19 protein-coding genes are annotated in these 24,271 nt (G+C 71.0%); 10 read left to right on the top strand and 9 right to left on the bottom strand.

What is annotated here, in order from left to right:
• From LWF15_RS04995 to LWF15_RS04980, 4 genes are all read right to left on the bottom strand, one after another.
• Positions 1-930: an AAA family ATPase gene (locus LWF15_RS04995; RefSeq protein ID WP_269809665.1), complete on the bottom strand. Its 930-nt coding sequence runs from the start codon at positions 928-930 to the stop codon at positions 1-3.
• Between the two features lie 118 nt (positions 931-1,048).
• Positions 1,049-2,272, bottom strand: a complete 1,224-nt coding sequence (locus LWF15_RS04990; protein WP_232809164.1) for a DUF4350 domain-containing protein — start codon at positions 2,270-2,272, stop codon at positions 1,049-1,051.
• A 53-nt stretch (positions 2,273-2,325) separates the two neighbouring features.
• On the bottom strand, positions 2,326-2,994 hold the full coding sequence (locus tag LWF15_RS37305; RefSeq protein WP_232809163.1) for a DUF4129 domain-containing protein: 669 nt from the start codon (positions 2,992-2,994) through the stop codon (positions 2,326-2,328).
• Positions 2,991-4,982, bottom strand: coding sequence for a hypothetical protein (locus tag LWF15_RS04980; RefSeq protein WP_232809162.1), 1,992 nt, complete (start codon positions 4,980-4,982; stop codon positions 2,991-2,993). Before LWF15_RS04980 ends, LWF15_RS37305 begins: the two co-directional genes overlap by 4 nt.
• Positions 4,983-5,174: 192 nt before the next feature.
• Between LWF15_RS04980 and mtrA the strand changes: the two genes are divergently transcribed.
• The 6 genes from mtrA to LWF15_RS04950 all read left to right on the top strand — a co-directional run bounded on the left by mtrA (position 5,175) and on the right by LWF15_RS04950 (position 13,414).
• On the top strand, positions 5,175-5,852 hold the full coding sequence (gene mtrA, locus LWF15_RS04975) for an MtrAB system response regulator MtrA (RefSeq protein WP_052526680.1): 678 nt from the start codon (positions 5,175-5,177) through the stop codon (positions 5,850-5,852).
• 234 nt (positions 5,853-6,086) lie between these two features.
• The gene (mtrB, locus tag LWF15_RS04970; protein ID WP_232809161.1) at positions 6,087-7,820 is read left to right on the top strand and encodes an MtrAB system histidine kinase MtrB; all 1,734 of its coding nucleotides are present in this window, start codon (positions 6,087-6,089) and stop codon (positions 7,818-7,820) included.
• Positions 7,821-7,888: 68 nt separating this feature from the next.
• Positions 7,889-9,781 (top strand): LpqB family beta-propeller domain-containing protein, encoded by a 1,893-nt coding sequence (locus tag LWF15_RS04965; protein ID WP_232809160.1) that lies wholly within the window; start codon positions 7,889-7,891, stop codon positions 9,779-9,781.
• A 435-nt stretch (positions 9,782-10,216) separates the two neighbouring features.
• The gene (locus tag LWF15_RS04960) at positions 10,217-10,999 is read left to right on the top strand and encodes a ComF family protein (RefSeq protein WP_232809159.1); all 783 of its coding nucleotides are present in this window, start codon (positions 10,217-10,219) and stop codon (positions 10,997-10,999) included.
• Positions 11,000-11,222: 223 nt separating this feature from the next.
• The gene (gene hpf / locus LWF15_RS37300) at positions 11,223-11,984 is read left to right on the top strand and encodes a ribosome hibernation-promoting factor, HPF/YfiA family (protein WP_232809158.1); all 762 of its coding nucleotides are present in this window, start codon (positions 11,223-11,225) and stop codon (positions 11,982-11,984) included.
• A 158-nt stretch (positions 11,985-12,142) separates the two neighbouring features.
• Entirely contained in the window at positions 12,143-13,414 is a 1,272-nt protein-coding gene (locus tag LWF15_RS04950) for a winged helix-turn-helix domain-containing protein (protein ID WP_408622706.1), read from the top strand.
• Positions 13,415-13,469: 55 nt separating this feature from the next.
• On the opposite strand, the gene LWF15_RS04945 is transcribed toward LWF15_RS04950, so the two are convergent.
• Entirely contained in the window at positions 13,470-14,027 is a 558-nt protein-coding gene (locus LWF15_RS04945) for a GNAT family N-acetyltransferase (RefSeq protein WP_232809156.1), read from the bottom strand.
• Positions 14,020-15,123, bottom strand: a complete 1,104-nt coding sequence (locus LWF15_RS04940) for a GNAT family N-acetyltransferase (RefSeq protein WP_232809155.1) — start codon at positions 15,121-15,123, stop codon at positions 14,020-14,022. Before LWF15_RS04940 ends, LWF15_RS04945 begins: the two co-directional genes overlap by 8 nt.
• A 230-nt stretch (positions 15,124-15,353) precedes the next feature.
• On the opposite strand from LWF15_RS04940, the gene secA reads away from it, so the two are divergent.
• Complete coding sequence (gene secA / locus LWF15_RS04935) at positions 15,354-18,086, top strand: preprotein translocase subunit SecA (protein WP_352396507.1); 2,733 nt, start codon at positions 15,354-15,356, stop codon at positions 18,084-18,086.
• A gap of 709 nt (positions 18,087-18,795) precedes the next feature.
• On the opposite strand, the gene LWF15_RS04930 is transcribed toward secA, so the two are convergent.
• Complete coding sequence (locus LWF15_RS04930) at positions 18,796-19,689, bottom strand: Rv3235 family protein (protein WP_232809488.1); 894 nt, start codon at positions 19,687-19,689, stop codon at positions 18,796-18,798.
• A 194-nt stretch (positions 19,690-19,883) separates the two neighbouring features.
• Positions 19,884-20,936, bottom strand: coding sequence for a LysM peptidoglycan-binding domain-containing protein (locus LWF15_RS04925; RefSeq protein WP_232809154.1), 1,053 nt, complete (start codon positions 20,934-20,936; stop codon positions 19,884-19,886).
• Between the two features lie 248 nt (positions 20,937-21,184).
• Here LWF15_RS04925 and LWF15_RS04920 point away from each other — a divergent pair, with 248 nt between their 5' ends.
• Entirely contained in the window at positions 21,185-21,736 is a 552-nt protein-coding gene (locus tag LWF15_RS04920; RefSeq protein ID WP_232809153.1) for a hypothetical protein, read from the top strand.
• 21 nt (positions 21,737-21,757) lie between these two features.
• On the opposite strand, the gene LWF15_RS37295 is transcribed toward LWF15_RS04920, so the two are convergent.
• Positions 21,758-21,979 (bottom strand): helix-turn-helix domain-containing protein, encoded by a 222-nt coding sequence (locus LWF15_RS37295; protein ID WP_232809152.1) that lies wholly within the window; start codon positions 21,977-21,979, stop codon positions 21,758-21,760.
• A gap of 331 nt (positions 21,980-22,310) precedes the next feature.
• Between LWF15_RS37295 and LWF15_RS04910 the strand changes: the two genes are divergently transcribed.
• Both LWF15_RS04910 and LWF15_RS04905 read left to right on the top strand, forming a co-directional pair.
• Complete coding sequence (locus LWF15_RS04910) at positions 22,311-22,913, top strand: SAF domain-containing protein (protein WP_232809151.1); 603 nt, start codon at positions 22,311-22,313, stop codon at positions 22,911-22,913.
• Positions 22,910-24,262: an AAA family ATPase gene (locus LWF15_RS04905; protein WP_232809150.1), complete on the top strand. Its 1,353-nt coding sequence runs from the start codon at positions 22,910-22,912 to the stop codon at positions 24,260-24,262. The genes LWF15_RS04910 and LWF15_RS04905 overlap by 4 nt, the downstream gene beginning before the upstream one ends.
• Positions 24,263-24,271 lie beyond the last annotated feature (9 nt).

Genomic DNA, 24,271 nt, shown 5'->3' with positions numbered 1-24,271 from the left:
TCAGCGGGGGACGGGGACGCTGGCGAGCACGCTGTCCAGTACGCCGTCGGTGGTGACGCCCTCCAGTTCGGCCTCGGGGCGCAGCTGCATCCGGTGCCGGAGCGTGGCCGGGGCCAGCGCCTTCACGTCGTCGGGGGTGACGTAGGTGCGCCCCTGCAGCCAGGCCCAGGCCCGGGAGGTGTTGAGCAGGCCGGTGGCACCACGCGGAGAGACGCCCAGCGCCAGCGACGGGGAGGAGCGGGTGGCCTGCACCACGTCGACGATGTAACCCATGACCTCGCGGCTGATCTCGACGGTGCGGACCGCCCGGGTGGCGGCGGCCAGGTCGGCGGGACCGGCGACCGCCCGGATACCGGCGGCGGCCAGGTCGCGAGGGTCGAAACCGGCGGCGTGCCGGGCCAGCACCTCGAGCTCGACGTCCCGCGGGGGCAGGTGCATGTGCACCTTGAGCAGGAAACGGTCGAGCTGGGCCTCGGGCAGCGGGTAGGTGCCCTCGTACTCCACCGGGTTCTGGGTGGCCGCCACCACGAACGGGTCGGGCAGCGGGCGGGGCCGGCCGTCGACGGTGACCTGCCGCTCCTCCATCGCCTCGAGCAGGGCGGCCTGGGTCTTCGGCGGCGTACGGTTGATCTCGTCGGCCAGCAGCAGGTTGGTGAACACCGGGCCGTCGCGGAAGGAGAACTCGCCGCTGCGGTTGTCGTAGACCAGCGAGCCGGTCACGTCACCGGGCATCAGGTCGGGGGTGAACTGCACCCGGCTGGTCTGGAGCTGCAGGGCCGCCGAGAGCGAGCGCACCAGCAGCGTCTTGGCCACCCCGGGCACCCCCTCCAGCAGCACGTGGCCGCGGCACAGCAGTGAGATGACCAGCCCGGTCACCGCCTCGTCCTGGCCCACCACGGCCTTGGCCACCTCGTGGCGGACCCGGCTCAGGGCCTCCCGGGCGGCCTCGGCCTCACCGGGCCGGTCCTGGGCGTGTGCCTGCGGGTGGGACCCCGAGTGGGTGGTCGGGAAGTCGGTCACGAGGCGAGCCTCTCAGATCGTGAGGTGATCAACGGTTACGGGTGGGGTCGTGCGGGACGCCGGCGACCCGTTCGATCTCGTCCAGCCGGTCGGCCAGCTCGACCAGGGCGCCGTCGGAGTCCGGGGCGGGGCCGATCAGGACCTGGCCGACCTCGTACTGATTGCGGCCGGTGGCGGCCGCGACCAGGACCACCAGCTGCTCGGGGGTGGTCCCGGCGGGGGCCGCGAGCCGGGTGGCCAGGCGCCGGAGGCTGGCGGTGCGCAGGGTGGAGGCGGCCCGCCCGCGGGCGTGGAACTGCCGGTAGAGCCGCGCCCGGCCTTCCTGGGTCTCGGCCGCCCGGACGATTACCGGCAGCGGTTCGCCGACCAGCCGGCCGAACCGCCGAGCCCGCCAGACCATGGCCAGCAACGCCACCAGCGCCAGCTGGATGCCCACCCACAGCACCCAGTCGGGCAGCAGTTCGGTGAGCGATTGCCGTTGGCCGGCGCCCACCTGTTCCAGCGGATCGGGCATGTACCAGACCAGGTCCGGCTGGGCCCCGAAAGTGTGCAGAGCCAGCGCCGCATTGCCCTGCCCGGCCAGGTATTCGTTCGTAAGCAGGTCGGACTGGCCCACCACGACGACCTGCTTACCCCCGGCGGCGGTGACTACGTACGAGCCTCGCTCTGTGGTGCTGTCCACGTCGGAGGTGTCGTCCGAGTCCGACTGGGGGTAGCAAATGGTGACTCCCCCTGCCGTGGATCCGCCGGAGCGTGCGTACAGCTGCCCGCCCCCACGTACCGCGCCGGCGGTGACCGCCGCGGAGACCGAGCAGCCCGGGGCCCGTTCGTCGGTGCGGTTGCTGTAGCCGGCTGCGCGGACCTGCGGGGCGAGCACACTGAGCGCGATCTCGTCCGGCTCGATCAGGATCAGCCGCGAAGCATCGTCCTGGGCCAGCCGGTTCAGCTGCTCGGGGGCCAGCAACGTGGTGTCGGTGACCACCAGGGTGCTGCCCGACGTGGTGGCTTCGGTGACCTCGTCCGAGCGGTCGCCCGAGACCACCTCGACGCCCTGTCGCTGCAGCACCTGGGCCAGCCCGCGAGCACCGTCGGGGGCAGGGTTCTCCGGGCTCAGCCGACGGCCGTCCTCCGACGTGGGCACGGTCAGCGCGACCAGGGCGACGGCGGCCACGACGATCGCGGCGACCGTCAGTGGCCAACGCCAGCGGGCGGCCAGCCCACGAAGATCCTGCTTTAAGGACGGGGTGGGCACCGATGGTTCCGATGCCGACTCTGCGGGGGGCGGGGTCTGTGTTGCGGGCTGCGTCATACCGGCGCCACCGTTTCGGCCTTGGCTGTGCGCACCCGTTCGTCCAGCCCCCGCAGGAACTGGTCGGCCTCCGTCCCCGCCGACTCCGTCAGCTCCAGATGGCCGTAACACACGTCGTCGAAATGCCGCGCAGCCGTGCGCAGATCGGCCGCCAGGGAAGGCAGGGCACGCCCACCGTCCCGCGCCACCTCGGTCGCCGTGGCGCCGGGAGTGGCCGGTACCAGCGTGCGCTCGGACAGCTCGCGCGCGATCGCCCGGAAGCGTTCCAGCACGGCATCGCCCCACTGACCGGCCGCGGCGTGCTTGTCGGCCGCGGCGCGGTGGTCGGCCGCGTTGGTGACGTAGTTGGGCAGCACCGCCGGGGCCTTGCGCCGGAACTGCCGGCCCACCCCGCCGGAGCGCCAGATCGCGAAGGCCGCGGCCATCACCGCCAGGATCGCCAGCACCGTGACGGTGATCTGGACCGGGGAGCCGAAACCGGGCTGGATATTGGCGAACTGCTCCTGGATCCACTCCAGGGCCCGCTCGATCAGACTCGGCCGGGCGTCCTGGTACTCCTTGCGCGAGAGCTCCTCGAGCACCCACTGCCGGGCCTGCTGCCGGTCGGGGTCGACCGGGACCTCGGCCGGCAGGACCACCGGCAGGGCTACCGGGAAGAAGATCACCGCAGCTGCTCCGAGCGGAGCACCTCGACGTCCATGCCCTCCCGCCGCATCCGCAGGTCGAGGTAGAGCAGGGCGACGGCCCCGGCGGTGAACGGATAGACCACCGCACCGGCCAGGATCGTGCCGATGTCGGCGATCAGCAGCTGCACGACGGCGCCGGACATGCCGGTGAAGTCGGCCAGCTCGGCCAGGATCGTGCCGATCAGGCTGAACGGGACGGCGAAGATCTGCTGCACGATGTAGGCGATCACGGCGGTGAGCAGGCTGATCCCGAAGACCCGCCAGAACGTGCCGCGCACCAGCCGGAACGAGCGGCGCAGAGCGGCCACCACGCCCAGGTTCTCGAGCAGCAGCGAGGGTGCCGCCACCGACCAGAAGCCCAGGTAGAAGGCCGCGTAGGCGACCACCCCGAGCAAGGTTCCGACGACCAGCACGACCGCGCCGATCCAGATGTCGTCGGGCAGCAGGAAGAGCAGCAGCCCACCCGGCGCCATGCTCAGCGCGATGATCAGCGGGGCCAGCACGAGCAGCAGCAGGGCCAGCCCGAGCACCGCCCACAGCCGATGGCGGGCGCGCTGCCAGAGCGCCCCGGGCGCCAGGGCCTCACCCCGGACCGCCGCACCGACCGCGACGATCAGGAGGCCGGTGATGATGGTGGTGGACAGCACCGACTGGACCAGCCCGATCAGCACCGACAGGCCACCGGCGCCGATCAGTTCGGCCACGTCGCCGGTGGTGATGTCGTTGGGGTCGGCGGTGCCGGTGCTCAGCGGGCTGTTCAGGATCGTGTTGAAGGCGAACGCCTGCGGCAGGGTGCCGAGCAGGGCGATCACGGCGCCGACCACGGCGGAGAAGCCGACCATGGTGCGCGGGTTGGCGCGGATGGCGCGGATCGAGCCGTCGTAGATCTCGCCGATGCTCAGCGGACGCAGCGGGATGATGCCCGCGCCCCGGCCCATGCCGCGCTGCCAGCCGGGCTGCCCCGGCGCCGGCGAGCCCCAGCCGCCCTGCTGCGGCGGAGCCCCCCACCCGCCGTTGCCCGGTGGGGGAGCGTTCCACGCGTTGCTGCCCGGCGGGGGCGCGTTCCAGCTGTTGCTGCCCGGTGGGGGGACGTTCCAGCCACCGTTACCCGGCGGCGGAGCATTCCAGCTGTTGCCCCCGGGGGGCGGAGCGTTCCAGCTGTTGCCGCCGGGAGGCGGGGAGTTCCAGTCGTTGCCGCCCGGGGGCGGGGAGTTCCAGGCGCCCGGCTGCTGGGGCGCGCTCCAGTTGTTTCCCTGCTGACCATGCGGACCCTGCGGACCGCCCCAGCCGGGCGGCGGACCGCCCGCCGGTTGCCCCGACGGGTTCTGCCCAGGGGCACTCTGCCCGGGGGCGGTGCCTCCCCAAGGCTGCGGGGCCGCGTTCTGCTGCTCCCCGGAAGGGTTCTGTAGTTGCTCGTTCTGCCCGGCACTGTTCTGCCCAGAAGCTTGCTCCCCGGAGCCGTGCTGCCCGGGAGTCTGGCCGGTGCTGTTCTGCCCGGGAGTCTGGCCGGTGCTGTTCTGCCCGGGAGCCTGGCCGACGCCGTCCTGCCCGGATGCCTGGCCGACGCCGTCCCGCCCGGATGCCTGCCCGACGCCGTTCTGATCGGGGCCGTTCTGCCCGGAAGCTTGCTGACCGGGAGCCTGCTGCCCAGCACTGTTCTGCCCAGGAGCCTGCTGCCCCGGAGCGGACTGCCCACCAGCCCCCGGCGCCTGCCCCCACCCCGGCGGTGGCGCTCCCCAGCCCGCCTGCGCCTGCTGCTCATGGGGGTTGGGCGCCTGCCCCCACCCCGGCCGACCAGGCTGGGAGGCCACCTCGGGCCGGGAGGCGGGAACATCGTCCGTTAATTGGGAGGGTTCCTGCCCCTGGGCGGAATCCTGCTTCTGGGAGGTCTCCTCGACCGGCGGCGGGCTCGGCCTTTTCTCCGGTTCGCCGCCGGGGACCGTCCACCCACCTGGTTGCTCGGACACCCGACAACCCCTCCCAGTCGCTGCGCACCGGCCTGGCCCGATCCGGCCTCGTCGTCCGGGACAACGAAGATCCCGGCGCCGGGGTTCATCCTGGCATGTCGGGGCAGACCAGGCCGGTCGGCGATCACCGGTGACCGCTGCGCCAGGAACCCGCTTCGTGTTTCGGCCCAGGTGTTTGACACCATGTCCCCCATGAGAGGCCGGGTTCTCGTCGTCGATGACGACAATGCGCTGTCCGAGATGCTCGGGATCGTCCTTCGGGGCGAGGGGTTCGAGCCGGTTTTCTGCGCCGACGGTGCGGGTGCGCTGGAGGCCTTCCGGGCCACCCGGCCCGACCTGGTGCTGCTCGACCTGATGCTGCCGGGGAAGGACGGCATCGAGGTCTGCCGCCTGATCCGGGCCGAGTCGGGCGTCCCCATCGTCATGCTCACCGCCAAGACCGACACGGTCGACGTGGTGCTCGGCCTGGAGTCCGGCGCCGACGACTACATGGTCAAGCCGTTCAAGCCGAAGGAGCTGGTCGCCCGGGTCCGGGCCCGGCTGCGGCGCACCGAGGAGCCGGCGCCCGAGGCCCTGGAGATCGGCGAGGTGTCGATCGACGTGGCCGGCCACGTGGTGCGGCGCGCGGGCGAGGTCATCTCGCTCACCCCGCTGGAGTTCGACCTGCTGGTCGCGCTCGCCCGTAAGCCCTGGCAGGTGTTCACCCGCGAGGTGCTGCTGGAGCAGGTGTGGGGGTACCGGCACGCGGCCGACACCCGACTGGTGAACGTCCACGTGCAGCGGCTGCGGTCGAAGATCGAGAAGGACCCCGAGCGTCCGGAGATCGTCGTCACCGTCCGCGGCGTGGGATACAAGGCCGGACCGGCCTAAGCGGTGGCCGAGGGCCAGGCGGCGCAGCCCGCGGGCAGGGCCGGTGCGGGTGGTGCCCGGCCCGACGCCCCCGGTCCCGGGAAGCCGAACGGGACCAAGCCGGGCCCGAAGCCATCAGGGGCCAAGCCGAACGGCACGAAAGCGAACGGCGCGAAACCGAACGCTGCCAAGCCGAACGCTGCCAAGCCCAACGGCGCGAAACCGAACGGCGTCCGGGGTTCCGTCATCGCCCGGATGGCACCCGAGCCGCGCAAACCCCGCAGGCCCCACGGGCCTGTCCGTCGCTTCGTCGGGCGGGTGCGCCGGGCCGTCCTGTCCCGCATCAAGAAGCTGCTCAAGAAGATCCGGCGGCGCTGGAGCCGGTCGATGCGGCTGCGGGTGGTCGCCACCACCATGCTGCTCGGCCTGGGCGTCGTCCTGGTGGTCGGCAACTTCCTGCTGATGCGCATCCGCGACGGCCTGATCGACTCGCGCACCGAGACCGCGATGGCCGAGGCGGCGGCGCTCACCCGGGAGGCCAACAAGTCCCTGGCGGTCAACGACTACCAGGACCCGGCCCGCCAGGAGAGCGACATCAACGACCTCCTGGCCCAGCTCCAGGGCCCCGACGGCCCGGACAGCCGCGAGGTCGTCCTGCGTCGCGCCCAGCGCTCCACCCAGCCCACCGAGCTGAAGGACCGGGCCACCCGGGGCGGTCTGCTCGACGTGATCCCGGCGACGCTGCGCGATGCCGTGAACGCCCGCGGGCGCCAGCAGTCGCAGATCACCACGGTTCCGGTGAGCGGTGGTGAGCGGGAGCCGGCGCTGGCCGTGGGCACGATCATCAACGTGCCGCTGTCCGGCGACTACGAGCTCTACTTCGTCTTCCCGCTGGAACGCGAGACGCAGATCCTCGACCTGGTCCGGCGCACCCTGCTGCCCTCCGGGCTGGGGCTGGTGCTGCTGGTCGGAGGCGTCGCCTACGTGATCACCCGGCAGGTGGTCACGCCGATCCGGCAGGCGGCCAAGACCGCCGAGCAGCTGGCGTCCGGACGGCTGGACCGGCGGATGAAGGTGCGCGGGCAGGACGACATCGCCCGGCTCGGCCGGGCCTTCAACGGCATGGCGGCCAGCCTGGAGCGGCAGATCCACCAGCTGGAGGAGCTGTCCCGGGTCCAGCGCCGGTTCGTCTCCGACGTCTCCCACGAGCTGCGCACCCCGCTGACCACGATCCGGATGGCCAGCGAGGTGATCCACGAGAGCCGCGACGAGCTCGGCGACCCGGTGCTGCGGCGCAGCGCCGAGCTGCTGCAGGCCCAGGTCGACCGGTTCGAGCTGCTCCTGGGCGACCTGCTGGAGATCAGCCGGTTCGACGCCGGCGCCGCGGTGCTCGACGTGGACTCGGTCGACGTGCGGGAGGTGGTCGAGCGCGTGGTGGACAACCTCGTGCCGCTCGCCGAACGTAAGGGCAGCACGATCGTCCTCCAGCTGTCCCTGCAGCCCTGCGTGGCCCAGATCGACTCGCGACGGGTCGAGCGGGTGGTGCGCAATCTGGTCGGCAACGCGATCGAGCACGGTGAGAGCCGGCCGATCGAGGTGCAGGTGGCCGAGTCGCCCGACGCGGTCGCGATCGCGGTGCGCGACCACGGGGTGGGGCTGAGTTCCGAGGAGCTGAGCATGGTCTTCAACCGGTTCTGGCGGGCCGACCCGGCGCGGGCGCGAACCATTGGCGGCACCGGGCTCGGGCTGTCGATCTCCCAGGAGGACGCGCATCTGCACGGCGGCTGGCTGCAGGTCTGGGGCGAGCCCGGGGTGGGGGCGGTGTTCCGGCTGACGCTGCCCAAGAAGGTGGGCGCGCTGCTGGTCGGCTCGCCCCTGCCGCTGGTGCCGCACCTCGGCGAGGACACCGGCTCGTTGCCGGTGCTCACCGCCGGTCCCGAGATCGAGGGGCAGCTGGAGGAACCCGGAGTGGGGTCAGGACAGTCGTGACGCTTACGGGTCGTGGGGTCTCCGATCAAGGACGTTCGTCAGCCTCGGTCAGGTGGCGGGGACGGGCGTTGCTGGTCTCGGCGCTGGTCTCGGTGCTGAGCCTGGCGGCCTGTGCCACGATTCCCGACCACGGCCCGGTGATCAGCGGCGACGTGGTCAACGACGACCCGCTCGAGGGCGTCTTCCAACTGGCCCCGGAGGGGCCCAAGACCGGCCAGAGCCCGGTCGAGGTGGTGCGCGGCTTCCTGGCCGCCAGCGCCGGTTACAGCGACGACCACGCGGTCGCCCGCAGCTTCCTGAGCCCCGAACGCCGGCTGGCCTGGCGTCCCGACGCCTCGGTCACGGTGTACCGCTCGCTCGACACCCTGACCACCCGGCAGCTGTCCGAGGGGGAGGAGATCCCCGAGGGCGAGGCCGAAGCCACCACCGCTGACACCCCTGCGCAGGGCGCCCGGGCGGCCGCCGGATCGTCGGCGACGGCCGAGGCGGTCTCCGCCACCACCGATCCGTCGCCCGCCGCATCAGGGGCTGCCGACGGTGGGCCCGAGGTCGCTCAGGTAGCGGTGCAGGCCCCGGCCATCGCCCAGGTCGACGGCACCGGCCGGTACAGCGTGGTGTCGCCCGGGGCGAAGGTCGAGCCCCGCTATTTCGGGCTGGTGCTGTCCGACGGCCACTGGCGGATCAATTCCCTGGACGACGGGATCCTGATCACCCGTAACGACTTCAAGGTCACCTTCAAGCCGTACTCGGTCTACTTCCCCGAGTCGCACGGCGAGTACCTGGTCCCGGACCCGCACTGGTTCCCCAGCGCACCGGGCTCCCCGGAACTGCCCACCGCCCTGGTCCGGGCCCTGCTCGAGGGCCCGCCGGACTGGCTGGCCGATGCCGTGGCCTCCAGCGTTCCCCCGGGCACGGAACTGTCGGTGAGTGCGGTGACGGTGGAGAACAGCACCGCCACGGTCGATCTGACGCCTCAGGCCCGGCTCGCCGACGACCGGCAGCGGCAGCTCATGCTGGCCCAGTTGCAGACCACGCTCGGCCAGTTGCGCTCGATCTCCTCGGTCCGGATCACCGTCGACCGGGTCAGCTTCAACATCCCGCAGAACTCCGGCCCCCGGCCGGTGGTGGACCCGTCGGTCGGCGGGAGCGCGGTCGCCATCGACACCAAGGGACGCGTGGTGCGTCTCGGTGCCGACGGGAACGAGGTGGTGAAGGGGCTGGAGGCGCTCGGTCAGTACGACGCGCTCTACGGCCTCACCTCCCCGGCCGTCTCCTACGACGGGGGCTGGTTCGCGGCCTTGTCCAGCGACGCGTCGCACCTGTTCCTGTCCGAGGCGGGGGCAGACAGCACCACGCAGCTGCGGGGCACCGGGCTCACCGCGCCGTCGTTCGACCCCCGGGGGTGGGTCTGGTTCGCCGGAGGCGCCGGGGTCGAGGCGGTGGACGTCTCGGACGCCCGCTCGAAGGCTGCGCGGGTGAAGGTGAGTGCCGACTGGCTGGAAGGCTTCGAGGTCGAGGCCATGCGGATCTCCCGGGACGGTACGCGGGCCGTGCTGGCGATCACCGACGGGGGCACCCCGCACGTCTTCCTCACCGGCATCGTCCGCGACGAGAAGGGCCGTCCCGCGCGGCTGACCCAGCCCGAGGGTCTGGTGCCCGACCTGGTGACCGTGGCCGACGTGGCCTGGGTGGACGAGAAGCACATCGCGGTGCTCGGGCGGCGCCAGGCCGGTGCCGCCAACGCCGGCGACGAGCAGGTGCAGAGCAACGTGGACCGGCCCTGGATCGTCGAGATCGGTGGTCAGATCCAGCCGATCACCGCAGTGCCCGGGGCCGAGACGCTCGCCGTCGGGGACGGGCAGTCGAGCCTGTTGGTGGGCACCGGGAACGACACCCAAGGACGCTCGGGGGCGTCCTGGGCGGAGCTCTCCAGTGCTCGGTGGCCGGCTTTTCCGGGATAGCTCTCCCGGGTCGCGTAGGTTAATTTCGGAGGGCGCTCCGGATTGCCCTCGGTGCCATCCTGCGGAGCCGTTTCCTGGCCCGGCCGTGATCTCCTCGTGATCACGCGACTGCCCTCAGTGCCAATGCGCTTCGTGATGCAACCGTGATCGCCTGTGAAAAAGCGTGGTCGGAGCGGTGAAATCGACTTTCGCCTATTCGGTCAATTCCCCCGGAGGTGATCAGTTCCCATTCGGAGGATGCTCCGCATAATTCGGCCGTACGGGTGAAACCGGAATCGGCTACCGGGTCGGATGTCGGTCATGTTTCCGGACCTTCGGCCCGGGTGCGCCGCAGGCCCGCGTTCTACATTCCACAGGTAGGCACGAAGCGGTAGTTATCCACAGATCGGCCGTCGCGGGCGCGGCTGCGACCGGTGGCCGGGCAGGGTGGCAAGCATGCTTTTCGATGCGGAAGCCGAGTCGTTCGCGTCGGGACCGGCCGCCTGGCGGCAGGCCTGCCGGCGACTCGGTCTGGGGCTGATCTGGCCGGTGGTCTGCGCCGGGTGCGGCGCTCCCGACGTGCCTCTGTGCGTCCTGTGCCGCCGCGTGGTGGCCGGTCCCGCCTTCTTCCAGCCGATGGTCGGCTGGCCGCCGGGCTGGGGCGTCTGGGGCGCCACGGCCTACGGGGGCACTGCCGCCAAGCTGGTCCTTTCCTGGAAAGAGCGAGGTCGGCACGACCTGACCGGACCGTTCGGCGCAGGTCTGGCCTCCGCCCTGGTCGCGTGCCGGGAGGCCGACTCGGCCTCGGCCGGGTCCTGGCAGCTCGTGCCCGTCCCGTCCACCTCGGGGGCCCGGCGCCGACGGGGCGGGGATCTGGTGGCCGGCCTCGCCCGGCGCGCTGTCCGCAGCGCCCGCCCCGCTTGGCTGGCGGGTGGCTACGGGCCGCCGCCCGGCGTCGCCGAAATACTCACTCATCGGCGGGTTGTCCGGGATCAGGGAGAGCTGTCGTCCAGGGCTCGGCGAAAAAACCTTGCCGGTGCACTTGCCGTTCGCCCGGGGCTGCGCTTTGCTCTCCTGCAACGTGATTGCGTCATCGTCGATGACGTTGTCACGACAGGTGCGACCGTGGCCGAAGCCGCACGTGCGCTCACCTCTGCGGGTGCACGCGTGGTCGGGGTATGCGGCCTCTCGGTGACATTACGTCGGCAGGGGGTATCCACATCCGAATACCTGCTCTAACCTCGTCAGACGGTGGTCACAGCGCCACCACTTCCGCCCTCCGTGCCGAATTCCGCGCGGATTGCAGGAAGGAGGATGTCAGGAAGTAGCCGGCCCACTGCCGGTGATTCCCCATTGATGCTCAGGCGCCCGGTGCCAATTCCCGGCCGACCGGAACCATTCGCGAACGCGCTCCGTTCGGTGAGGCACATGAGGCGTAGCAACGGCTACAGGAGGATTCTTCGTGGACATCGTGATCACAGGTCGGCACGTCGAGGTTTCGGACCGCTTCCGGCGGATCGCCGAGGAGAAGCTGGCGAAGGTCTCCCAGTTCAGCCCCTCGGCCTTCCGCATCGACGTCGAGCTGTCCCACGAGCGCAATCCTCGCCAGTCCAGCCAGTGCGAGCGGGTCGAGATAACCGTGAGCGACCGAGGCCCGGTGATCCGTGCCGAGGCCTGCGGTCAGGACGAGCTGTCCGCCCTCGACATCGCCTTCGGCAAGCTGCTCGAGCGCCTGCGCCGGATGAGTGACCGCAAGAAGGTGCACCACGGCCGGCACGCCCCCGCCACGGTGCGCGGGGCCGGGGCCAACGGCCGGGCCGGAGCGATCGCCCACGCCGGCATCGCGCTGGCCGAACGGCCGATCGAGGGCGCCGCGACCGGCGGGAGCGCGCTGAACGGCACGGCCACCAAGCCCCGCAGCCCGCTCGACGACGCGGCCGAGGAAGAAGACGGCTTCGCCGCCACGATGGACTGGGCCAACCTGCCGGAAGGGGCCGAGGCCCTGGCCGACAGCCCGGTGGTGATCCGCACGAAGGACCACCCGGCCGCCCCGATGACGATCGACCAGGCGCTCTACGAGATGGAACTGGTCGGCCACGACTTCTACCTCTTCGTCGACGCCGCGTGCGGCAAGCCCTCGGTGGTCTATCGTCGGCGCGGGTGGAGCTACGGCGTGATCCGACTGGCAGTCGACGCGGAGGCCAAGGCCGGCGCGGAGGCCTGAAACCTGCGGCAGAACCTGACAACAGCCCGGTAGTCACTGGGGAGGAACGCCCGCCGGGCCTGGCTCGAACAGGCCCGGCGGGCGACCCCGGCGCACTGCCTACGCCGCAGGGCGGCGCGGCGGCGGGAAGCGGTGCGGTGCCCGGCAGCGCGGCAGTGGTGTCCCCGGTCGGTCGGCGTAAGCCGTCGCGGGCCAGTGTGCCCGAGCGTCTCTCGCTTGCTCAGGCCCGGCGAATTGCCCTGGCTGCCCAGGGGTTCGGGGTCGAGCGGCCCACCGGTCCGATCACCGCCCGGCACCTGCAACGGGTCCTCGACACCGTGGGCGTGCTGCAGATCGACTCGGTCAACGTCCTGTCCCGCAGCCACTACCTCCCCGTGTTCAGCCGCCTCGGCGACTACCCCCGTCCTCTGCTGGACAAGGCGGCCAACAGCGCTCCCCGGCGCATGGTCGAGTACTGGGCCCACGAGGCCTCGTTCGTCACCCCGCAGACCCACCGGCTGCTGCGCTGGCGGATGGATCGGGCGTCGCACGAGGCCTGGGGCGGGATGCAGCGCATCGCCCGGGACCGCGCCGACCTGCTCGACGAGGTGCTGGAGGTGGTGGACCGGTACGGCCCGCTGACCGCAGCGGCCGCCGAGAAGATCCTCGACGACGGGATGCCCCGGGAACGCACCGGCGAGTGGGGCTGGAACTGGAGCGACGTCAAGCGTGCCATCGAGTTCCAGTTCTGGGCCGGAAGGATCACCTCGGCCGGTCGCACCCAGCAGTTCGAGCGTCGCTACGCGCTTCCCGGCCGGGTCCTTCCCCCGGCCGTGACGGCCGCTCCCGACCCGGATCCGGAAGAGGCCCGGCGCGAGCTGGTCCGGATCGCGGCCCGGGCGACGGGGGTGGCCACCGAGCGATGCCTGCGCGACTACTTCCGGCTCAAACCAGCCGAGTCCCAGTCCGCGGTGCGGGATCTGGTCGAGGCCGGCGAACTGCTGCCGGTCGCGGTCGACGGCTGGGGTCGGCCCGCCTACCTGCATCCCGGCGCCCGGATCCCCCGCCGGATCACCGCCCGGGCCCTGCTCAGCCCGTTCGACTCGCTGGTCTGGGAACGACCGCGCACCGAGGTGCTGTGGGACTTCCGGCTGCGTCTGGAGATCTACACCCCGGCGGCGAAACGCGAGTTCGGCTACTACGTCCTGCCGTTCCTCCTGGGCGACCAGCTGGTCGGCCGGGTCGACCTGAAGGCCGACCGGGCCCCGGGCGGGGGTGGCACGTTGCTGGTGAAGGCGGCCTACTCGGAACTGGGGGTGCCCGCCGCGGCCGTGGTGGGCGAGCTCGCCGAGGAGCTGCGGCTGATGGCGCAGTGGCTGGGGTTGGACGGCGTCAAGGCCGAGAAGAAGGGCGATCTCGGCCCGGCGTTGACCAAACTGTTCCGCTCCTGAAGCCGGCGCTGCGCACCCGCGTGCTGGCAAACGTCCATTGGTTCTGGCTCTTGATCTACGGTTCCGGATCAGAGGCGAGCCGGGCGTGCAGGTGCTCGTCGGACCGCCGGCCGTCCACCGGATACAGCATGGCGCCCCGCATCACGCCCTCCTGCGGGTAACCCGCCCGCCGGGCCACATTGCACGACCGCCGGTTCTCCACCGCGTGGTAGAGCTCGATCCGGTGCCAGCTCATCCGGCGGAACACCACCGAGCTGGCCCGGGTGAGCGCCTGCCCGGCCAACCCCCGCCCCCGCGCCTCGGGGAGCAGCCAGTAGCCCACCGAACCAGCGCCCAGGTGTTCGTCGAACAGGCCGAACCGGATCTGGCCCAGCAGTTGCTCGCCCGGGCCGGTGATCGCCCAGGCGGCTCCGTTGCCCTGCCCCCAGCCATCGGACCAGGAGTGGATGGCCGCGAGCGCCGCGTCGCGGTCGTCCAGGAGCTGCGAGGCGTACTGCCGGATCAGCGGATCTGTCATGGCGAGCGGGATCATGGGGGCGTCGGCCGTGCTCCAGGGGCGCAACCGGTGCCCCGCGGAGAGGTCGAGTTTGGGCTGACGCCGTTGGTCAGCCACGGGGGTAGTCCAGCGTGGCCAGGTCTGAGGGCACCATGTCGTACTTCGCCAGATCACCCCGGGGGCCGCCGCCGGGCGGCTGGTACAGCCCTCGCTCCAGCCCCAGGCGCCGGAAACCCGCCTTCTCAGCCACCCGCTGCGAAGCAACGTTGTCCACGCTCGCCCGAAGCCCGATGTTGGCCCACCCCAGCCCGCCGTCCTCGACGGGAAGCAGAGCGTGCCGCGCCGCCAGGAAAGTCGCCTCGGAAGCGAGCCCGCGTCCCCGGGCGTCGGGGTGCATCCAGTAGCCGATCTCGCCCTGACGGTCACGCAGGCTGTGCAGGAACACGACGACCTCGCCGAGCAGCACGTCTTCCTGCGGATCCGCGATCGCCCAGCTCAGGATCCGGCCGGCCGCAGCCCCCTCGGCGTCCCGGCTCAGGTGCGCCAGCGCGTCCGCCGCCGTGTACTCGGCCTTGATCCCGGGGATCCAGCGCTTGTTCGCCGGGTCGGCGTGGCCCTCGACGAAACGGGGGACGTCGGACTCGCGTGAGGCTCGCAGTCTCACCTTGGGTCCGTCGATGGTGACCGGTTCGAACCAGGGGTGGGCCGGGACCAGCGTCGTGTTCTCGTCCAGGCGCATCGAGGCGAGCCAGCCGTCGGTGATCCGGCCCCGGTGTTCCAGCAGACCGGGCAGCACCCCGTCGACGGTGAAACCGACCGACCAGGCCGCTCGCCGGCTGGCCCAGTTGCCGACGTTGGCCCGCCACTGCACCACCTGGATGCCCTGACGGGCTCCCCAGGGGAGCGCCAGCCGCAGTGCGCGCGACATCAGGCCCTTACCCCGGGCCTGCGGCGCCAGGGCGAAGCCGACCTCCGCGAGGGCGGGCAGAACCGGCCGGCGTAGGTCGATGGCCCCGACCAGTTCGCCCTCGTGCTCGATACCGAAGTCGAAGCGTGACCCCTCGGCCCAGGAACGGCGCCCAGCTGCCACGTACTCCAGAGCGTGTTCGCGCCGATACGGCCACGGCACCGTGGTCCAGCGTTCCATGGCCGGGTCGTTGCAGTAGGCGACGATCGTGTCGGCATCCTCCTCACGCAGTTCGCGAAGGGTCACCAAACCGTCGGTGAGCTGGGGGACTAGGCCGCTGGAGGAGGACGACAGACCGGACACAACGCGAGCCTGACCCATGTTGGGGGGTGGAGCAAACACGTTTGGGTGCCAAGCCTGTCTACGATGGAGGGCACGGCGCCGGACCGCCGTTCGTCATGCCTAGAAGCGGCAGTGTGACTTCTCCTGGTTGCGCTGCCGGACAAGCACGGTTGAAGGACTTGGGAGAGCGCCCCGTGGTGAAGATCGTCGAGAAGCTGCTGCGAGCCGGTGAAGGCCGCACCTTGAAGCGGCTGCAGAACCAGGCCGCGCAGGTCAATGCGCTCGAGGACGACTTCGTGAGGCTCAGTGACACGGAGCTGCGTGAGGAGACCGAGCGGTTCAAGGCGCGCTTCGCCGACGGCGAGAGCCTGGACGCGCTGCTGCCGGAGGCCTTCGCCACCGTGCGCGAGGCCGCGAAGCGTACCCTGGGCCAGCGTCACTTCGACGTGCAGCTCGTGGGTGGGGCCGCGCTGCACTCGGGCAACGTGGCCGAGATGAAGACCGGTGAGGGCAAGACCCTGGTCGCCACCGCCCCGGCCTACCTGAACGCGCTGGCCGGCAAGGGTGTGCACGTGGTCACGGTGAACGACTACCTGGCCGAGTACCAGTCCGACCTGATGGGCCGGGTCTACCGGTTCCTGGGTCTGTCGGTGGGCAACATCCTGTCGCAGATGACCCCGGCGCAGCGCCGCGAGTCCTACGCGGCGGACATCACCTACGGCACCAACAACGAGTTCGGCTTCGACTTCCTGCGCGACAACATGGCGTGGAACGGTGCCGACCTGGTGCAGCGCGGGCACGCCTTCGCGATCGTCGACGAGGTCGACTCGATCCTGATCGACGAGGCCCGGACGCCGCTGATCATCTCCGGCCCGTCGGACCAGCCGACGAAGTGGTACCAGGAGTTCGCCAAGATCGCCCGCATCCTGCGCCGCGACGAGGACTACGAGGTCGACGAGAAGAAGCGCACCGTCGGCGTCCTGGAGAGCGGGATCGAGAAGGTCGAGGACCACCTCGGCATCGACAACCTGTACGAGAGCGTCAACACCCCGCTGATCGGCTTCCTGAACAACGCCGTCAAGGTGAAGGAGCTGTTCAAGCGCGACAAGGAGTACGTGGTCGCGAACGGCGAGGTGCTGATCGTCGACGAGCACACCGGCCGCATCCTGGCCGGCCGTCGCTACAACGAGGGTCTGCACCAGGCGATCGAGGCCAAGGAGGGCGTGGAGATCAAGAGCGAGAACCAGACGCTCGCCACGGTCACCCTGCAGAACTACTTCCGGATGTACGACAAGCTCTCCGGGATGACCGGTACCGCCCAGACCGAGGCGGCCGAGCTGATGTCGATCTACAAGCTCGGCGTGGTCAGCATCCCGACCAACCGCCCGATGCAGCGGAAAGACCAGTCCGACCTGATCTACAAGACCGAAGAGGCCAAGTTCCAGGCCGTGGTCGAGGACATCGCCGAGAAGCACGCCACCGGGCAGCCGGTGCTGGTCGGCACCACCAGCGTGGAGAAGAGCGAGCACCTCTCCGAGCTGCTGCGCAAGGCCGAGGTCCAGCACGAGGTGCTGAACGCCAAGCAGCACGAGCGGGAGGCGGCGATCGTCGCCCAGGCCGGACGCAAGAACCAGGTCACCGTCGCCACCAACATGGCCGGCCGAGGCACCGACATCATGCTCGGCGGAAACGCCGAGTTCACCGCGGTGGCCACGCTGAAGCAGCGCGGCCTGGACCCGGTGGAGACGCCGGAGGCGTACGAGGAGGCCTGGCCGGAGGCCCTGAAGGCGGCCCAGCAGTCGGTCAAGGACGAGCACGAAGAGGTCATCGAGCTCGGCGGGCTCTACGTCCTGGGCACCGAGCGGCACGAGTCGCGGCGGATCGACAACCAGCTGCGCGGTCGTTCCGGCCGTCAGGGCGACCCGGGCGAGAGCCGGTTCTACCTGTCGCTGCAGGACGACCTGATGCGGATGTTCAACTCGGCGATGGTCGAGTCGTTCCTGACCGCGGCCAAGGTGCCGGACGAGATCCCGATCGAGTCGCGGATGGTCACCCGGGCCATCCAGAGCGCCCAGAGCCAGGTCGAGGCGCGCAACTTCGAGATCCGCAAGAACGTGCTGAAGTACGACGACGTGCTGAACCGTCAGCGTGAAGTGATCTACTCCGAGCGCCGCCGGGTGCTGGAGGGCGCCGACCTGAAGGAGCAGATCCGTCACTTCGTCGACGACGTGCTGAAGAGCTACATCACCGCGGCCACCGCCGAGGGCTTCGCCGACGACTGGGACCTGGACCAGCTCTGGGTGGAGATGAACCGGCTCTACCCGGCCACGATCACGCTGGGCGACGTGATCGAGGAGGCCGGCGACCGCGGCTCGATCACCCAGGACATGCTGATCAAGGAGCTCACCGCCGACGCGCAGCTGGCGTACGACAAGCGCGAGGAAGAGCTGGGCGAGAAGACGCTGCGTGAGCTCGAGCGCCGGGTGGTCCTGTCGGTGCTGGACCGCAAGTGGCGCGAGCACCTGTACGAGATGGACTACCTGCAGGAGGGCATCCACCTGCGGGCGATGGCCCAGCGCGACCCGCTGGTCGAGTACCAGCGTGAGGGCTACACGCTCTTCCAGGCGATGACCGAGGCCATCAAGGAGGAATCGATCGCCTACCTCTTCCACGTCGAGGTCGAGGTCCAGCAGCCCGCAGAAGAGGCGGGCCTGGCCGAGGACGCGCCGGTGCTGGTCGCGAAGGGCCTGGTCGGCGGGCAGCCGCGCCCGGCGCAGCTGCAGTACAGCGCGCCCAGCGAGGACGTCGGTGGTGGCGTCGAGGTGCACCAGGAGAACGCCAACGGCACGGTGACCCCGGCCGACGAGGACGGCACGCCGGTCAACCGGGCCTCCCGTCGGGCCGCGCGGAAGAAGGGGCGCCGCTGAGTCTGCCTCGGCAGATGAAGGGCTGACCCGTTCTGGGACGGGCGGGGTTGTCGGACACTCGGCAATCCCGCCGGAACTCCTGTTGGGGTGGCAAGGTGCTCGCTCGTCACGGCGCCGGGCCTGAGCCCTCAGGAGAGTCACGGTGCTGGGGCTGAGCCTTCAGACGAGCCGTGGCGCTGGGCCTGAGCCTTCGGACGAGTCGTGGCGTTGGGCTTGAGCCTTCGGACGAGTCGTGGCGCTGGGCCTGAGCCTTCAGCAGAGTCACGGCTCCGGGCCTCAGCCTCCATAAGAGTCGCGGCGCCGGGCCTGAGCCTCCGGGGCAGTGCGGTGCGGCCTTCTGACCGCGGACCCATGGCAACGCGTGCGGCCCGCCACCGGAGTTCGGTGGCGGGCCGCGGCCGTTCTGCCGGCCATCCTTTCGCGAACAGCCTCCTCGCCGCACGAGCCTGTGCCCGGAGCCAGGCGGTCGTCCGGTTGTCGCCGACCTGCACGGCCGACTGACCGGAGCTCACCCTGGGATCCGGCACCAGATCCCGCTCACCCGGCCGGCGCCGGCTCGCGGTCTGCTGCCCGAAACTGACGGCTCCCGAAACCGTCAGCGTCCAGACCGGCAGCCGCCGGACCATCAGATCTGGCGATCCGACGGTGCCGAGCCGACCCGGCCGGGGGCCGAGTCGGCACCCCGCGTTCGCGAAACCTGTTGGTCTGGCTAGCTCTCCAGCCTTCCCTGCATCTGGAGTTCGGTGACCCGCCAGCGACCGTGCAGCCCTTCCATCCGGAAGGCCACCGCCCGAACCCGCTGAGGTTCGGCAATCACCGCGCTGACCTCGCACACGCCTGGCCGGGGACTGCAGAGCACGAGCGCCCGAAGGCGAGGCTTGACGCTGAGCCCGGCGCTGTTGCGCATGGCCCGCGCAGTGAGAGCTCCCCGGCGGACCAGGGCTCCGTGCACATCCGGCGTGGTCCACCGGACCAGCTGGGTGGACGGACGCAGCCCACAAGCCACCTCCATCGCGGCCTGAATGAAAGCCGCTGCCCAGGGACGAGGCTCGGGCAGGAGACCGCTGCTGTCCACGGTGTCCAGGGCGCTTGGTGCCCGACCAGCGCCTGCACCGTTCGCAGCGCGCCGGGATCTGGCTGAGGAGGACTTGCGGGCGGGCGCCAGGCCGGACCCACCTCGGCTGGAGGGTGAGGGCTTGCCCGCGGGCGTCAGGTCGGACCCACCTCGGTTGGAGGGGGAAGCGGTACGGAGGCGGTTGTCTGATGTGGCGGGAGCCGTACCCGGTGGATCGGTACGGGCAAGTGCCCCAGGGATGTCAGTCGTGACTGTGGCTGCCACACCAGAGATATCGTTGGATCGCTGGGAAGATTCTGCGGGCTCGTCGATGACGCCCCAGGTCACTCCGGCCCGCACAGTCGAGGCCGGGCTGTCTCCCAACCCCGCGGCTTGGCGCTCGTCCTCGGGAAGGTCCGACTCGGCCCTTGAGACGACGCCCTCGGAACTGGCCGCTGCGTTCGGTGCCAGCAGCCTCGTCTCTGATTCGGTCTGGGTACCCCCGAACTCGCGCTGTACGTCGTAGGGGAAAGCCGAGAACGGATCCATCCCCGGAATCACCAGGGCCAGCACTTCCTGATCCGGGTGAACCGTCGGCTGCGGGTCGTGTGGATCGATGCGTGCCGCAGCGCACGGCGCATGCCGCGGGACCGGCAGCGCCCGCAGCGGCGGCGGCGGAGCCTGAGGTGCCCTGGCCTTCGGACGGCGACGGGACTTGGTGCTGGAAGGTGCGGACGGCGGCGTCATCGGCCGGTCTCCTCAAAGTTGGTCCGAAGGGTGCCGGACTCGCGTGTGCCGTTCTCGGATGTGCCGTTTTCACGTGCGCTGGACTGGTGTGTGCCGGGCTCACGGGCGCCGTTCTCACGGGCGCCGTTCTCATGGGCGCCGGACTCGTGGGAGCCGGGCTGCGGCGTGCCGGACGGAGAGGCGCCGGGCCGGGGGAGCGCCGCGGCGTGCGGGGAACGGAGTCGTTCCCCAGGTAGGAGGCGGTGCGGGTCGGCCCCGATCAGATGCCGGTTGACCCGGTACCAGCGCGGCCACTCACGGGCGATCTCGGCGTCACCGGCGGTCGGGCCCAGATGCCGCGAGGCGATGGACCAGAGGGTGTCGCCCACGAGCACGACCACGTAGTCCCGGGTTCCGTCCGAGGTCGCCGAACGGCGTGGCCTGGGCGCCACGACCCCGAGGTCGCTCTGGCCGGTGGGCGAAGCAGTGGCCGTGGGCCGAGGACGTTCAGGTGTCCACCCGGGCGAGAGAGTCTGCAGCAACTTCTGTCGGCCGCCCGGAGTCGGGGTGTCGGAATGGGTGAAGGCGCCGCCCGGGACAGAGACCGAGACCAGTTCGGCGATCGACGGTCGTGCGCGCGCGGTTGCCGCCGCCGGCCCCGAGACGGCCCTTTCGGCCTTGAACAGCGAAGGTGACGCAAGGCCTTCCGTGTGACCCCAGGCATGAGGCATTGCCGCCGCAGTCGACGAAACACCGGTCTGAGGAACGGCTTGTGCATGCGCAACCGTGGGAGCCGCGATCAGGACGACGCCCAGCAGCGCGGCAACCGCGTTGCGTACGGCCGCAGGAGCGATGTGTCGCGCGGCCGGCGCAGCCAGGCGGGATCTGCTGCTCAGTGCGGCAACTGTGCTGACGGTCAGGGCGGTCAGCAGCCAGAGCGACACGCCGGTGCCCGCTGCGCTGGCCAGTAGCCCGAGCGCCTGGTCGGGCAGGACCGGACCAGCAGCATGCAGTTGAGCCCAGGTGTCGAGAGTGAGACGGCCCAGCTGCAGCGCCAGGCCCGCGACCAAGGTGAAGGCCGCAAGCAGGAGAGCGGCGCCTCTCGAGCGAGATGCGCTCCCGTGTATCCGATGCGCTTGTGACATTGAGACCCCCGTGGTCTACGCATGACACCAATCAATGCCTGGAATGACATTTGATGTCGTTTGATGACCGTTAGTCTCGCCGGAGATCGCAGCGAACGTCCACCCGCTCGGCAAACCTGTGGATAAGTCCGTTCTTGCGTAGCCTGTCGACTACCGCAGGTAACCTTCGCCAGATGCGCTGGGAGGAACTCTTCGACGACCTCGAGGGCCGGTTCGAGGAACAGGAACGGTCCGAGGCCGAATCCGATCTGGTCGACCTGGTCCGGGGTGAGCGTGATCGGATCGGCTTCGTGGATCGGCTGCGGGCGCATCGGAACGCCTGCGTCACCCTGGACCTCAGGGACGGGAGCAGCCGGCGGGGAACACTTCTCGACGTCGGCAAGGACTGGGTCCTGTTACGGGCGTCCGGGCGCGAAAGTGACCTGCTGGTGCCGGTGAACGCGGTGACTTCGGCCGCCGGCCTGTCTCAGCTGTCGCTGGCCGCGGGGGAGTCGATCGGCCGCCGACTGCGTCTCAACTCGGTGCTGCGAGGACTCGTCCGGGACCGCGCTGGTGTGGCCGTCGACCTGTGGCCCACCGGCCATCTGGACGGCACGATCGACCGGGTCGGTGCCGACCATCTGGATCTGGCGATCCATCCGCCCGATGCGATGCGACGGGCCCGTGAGGTGCGGCAGGTGCGTACGGTTCCGTTCGAGGCGGTTGCCGTGGTGGCGGTGCGCTGAACGGGTAGGTGGGGGAGCGGCTCAGTCGGCCTCGCCGGAAGGGCGGCCGCGCACCATCTCGCGCGTCTCGGCGTACTTGCGCTGGATGTACTCCTCCAGAACGGCCGTCTCGACGCGCCACTGACCCCGGCCGCCGACCTGGATGGCGGGCAGTTCACCGCTGCGCACCAGTGTGTAGGCCTGTCGCACGGAGATGCTGAGCTCCTCCGCGACGTCGGCGAGTTCGAGGAAGCGGGGAGACACGCAGCCCTCCTGTGGCGGTGGCGACCGGCCTCCGGGCCGGCCAGATCTGGGCTCCAGTCTGTCATGCCGGGGGCCGACGCTCGCGAGTTGTCCACAGCCCGGCGCAAATCGCGCTTTGTCCACAGGGCGCCCAAACCTGCTTCCGTTTGGTCCTTTTTCTGTCACGATATGCGCACGCAGTGACCACTTGGTCGCTTTCTGCTCCCATTTCAGGTGGGAGCCGCGTGATCGGTAGGCATTTCTCAAGGGGGGCGGCATGGCGGTGTCCGAACTTGCGCCGGTGACGGCTACGGCGCCACGGTTGCGGAGGCCGGGCTGGCGGGACCCACGGTTGATCGTCGGTCTGGTCCTGCTCTTCGGGTCGGTCGCCGCCGGCGCCCGGCTCATGGCCGAGGCCGGGCAGCTGCGGGCGGTCTACGCGGCCCGCACCACTCTTCCTCCCGGGACCGCTCTCACCGCTGACGTACTCAAGGTGGTCCGGGTCAGGGTGGAGGGCTCGGGCGCGGGCTACCTGGACGCGGACAGTCAGCTGCCGGTGGGGGCCGTGCTCACGCGCACCGTCGGCGAGGGCGAACTGATCCCGATGGCGGCGATCGGCTCGGCCGCCACCCTCGCGGTCCGTCCGGTCGCCATCCCGTTCGACGGTCCGCCTCCCGCCGGTCTGGTGGCCGGTGGCCGGGCCGACATCTGGGCCGCGGTCCCGCATCGCGAACAGTCGCGCAAGGGCTACCAGGCGCCGCGCCAGATCGCCTCCGAGGTGGAGGTGTTCGCGGTCTCGGGGCCGGGCACCGGCCTGAGTTCCGGGCGCTCCGGGTCGCTGGAGGTGCTGGTGCCCGAGCAGTCCCTCACCGAGGTGCTGGAGGCCCTGGCCAACGAGGCCAAGCTCAGCGTCCTGCCGGTGCTCGGTACTCCTCGCCCGGCCACTGCGTCGTGACTCTCACCGTTCTCACCGCGGTGGTCGGCGATCGTGAGGCACCCCTGGTCTCCGGACTGGAGAGGTCACCGGCCGGGGTCACCGTGGTCCGGCGCTGCGTCGACGTCCTGGATCTGCTCTCGGCCGCGGCCGCCGGCCTCGCCCACGCGGTCGTCCTCTCCGCCGATCTGCACCGGCTGGACCGGGATGCGGTGACCCGGCTGCAGCTGGCCGGCCTGGCCGTGATCGGCCTTGCCGCTCCGGGCGACCGAAGCGCGGCCGAGCGCCTGACCCGTCTCGGGGTCGACCCGGTCCTGGCTGCCGACGCTCCGGTGGAGGAGATCGTCGCAGCGGTCACGACAGCAGTAGCCGAACTGGCCCGGCAGCAGAAGCTTCTGGGCCGTCCGTCCGGCCAGACCTCGGCAGCGGACCTCGGGCTGGGCGATCCGGCCGGGGCTCTGCCCGGGCCGCCGGCTGCCAATTCCCAGGCGGACGACGCGCGTCCTCGCCCTCCGGGCCGGATCGTCACTGTCTGGGGGCCGGCCGGGGCTCCCGGCCGCACCACGGTCGCCGTCACCCTGGCGTCCCAACTGGCCGCCGCCGGACAGGAGACACTGCTGATCGACGCGGACACCCACGGTGCCAGCGTCGCCCAGACGCTCGGCCTGCTCGACGAGTCCGCCGGTGTTGCGGCAGCCGCCCGCGCGGCCAACCAGGGCGCTCTCGACCTGGGCAGGCTGGCCGATCTCGCGCCGCCGGTGAGCGCCGACCTTCGGGTGCTGACCGGCCTGCCGCAGTCCCGGCGCTGGCCCGAGCTGCGGGCCTCGGCCCTGGACGTGGTCTGGGAGCAGGCCCGCAAGCTGGCCGCCTGGACGGTGATCGACGCGGGGTTCGGGCTCGAGGCCGACGAGGAACTCATGTTCGACACCGCCGCCCCACGCCGCAACGCCGCCACCCTCAGCGCGATCTCCGCCGCCGACCTGGTGCTGGCCGTCGGCTCGGCCGAACCCATCGCCCTGCAGCGCCTTATCGCCGGGCTCCCCGAGCTGACCGATCTGACCGGCCCCGACGCCGTCCGGGTGGTGGTCACCCGGGTTCGCGACACCGCGGTCGGGCCCCGGGCCGGCCGCCTGATCAGCGAGGCACTGCAGCGGTACGCAGGTGTCAGCGACGTGGTCCTGGTCCCGGACGACCGGCCGGTCCTCGACGCGGCGATGCTGCACGGCAAGTCACTGACCGAGCACGCGCCCGGATCCCCGGCCTGCCTTCCGTTCGCGAACCTGGCGGCCGATCTGGTCAGTCAGTTCGGCCCGTCCCCGTCGACCGGCCGACCCCGTCGCCGGGGCCGATGGTCCCGGCGCAGCGCGTGAGGGCGCCGT

The organism is Kineosporia rhizophila, assembly GCF_021277265.1.
In the GTDB taxonomy this organism is placed as follows: Bacteria; Actinomycetota; Actinomycetes; order Actinomycetales; family Kineosporiaceae; genus Kineosporia; species Kineosporia rhizophila.
The sequence above is the reverse complement of the archived record's forward strand: the minus strand, read 5'-3'. Positions and strand labels throughout refer to the sequence as shown.

Excerpts from the sequence above, each read along its gene's own strand:
- mtrA (WP_052526680.1), top strand. The coding sequence starts at position 5,175 with ATGAGAGGCCGGGTTCTCGTCGTCGATGACGACAATGCGCTGTCCGAG.
- mtrB (WP_232809161.1), top strand. The coding sequence starts at position 6,087 with ATGGCACCCGAGCCGCGCAAACCCCGCAGGCCCCACGGGCCTGTCCGT.
- LWF15_RS04960 (WP_232809159.1), top strand. The coding sequence starts at position 10,217 with ATGCTTTTCGATGCGGAAGCCGAGTCGTTCGCGTCGGGACCGGCCGCC.
- LWF15_RS04930 (WP_232809488.1), bottom strand. The coding sequence starts at position 19,689 with ATGGATCCGTTCTCGGCTTTCCCCTACGACGTACAGCGCGAGTTCGGG.
- LWF15_RS04920 (WP_232809153.1), top strand. The coding sequence starts at position 21,185 with ATGCGCTGGGAGGAACTCTTCGACGACCTCGAGGGCCGGTTCGAGGAA.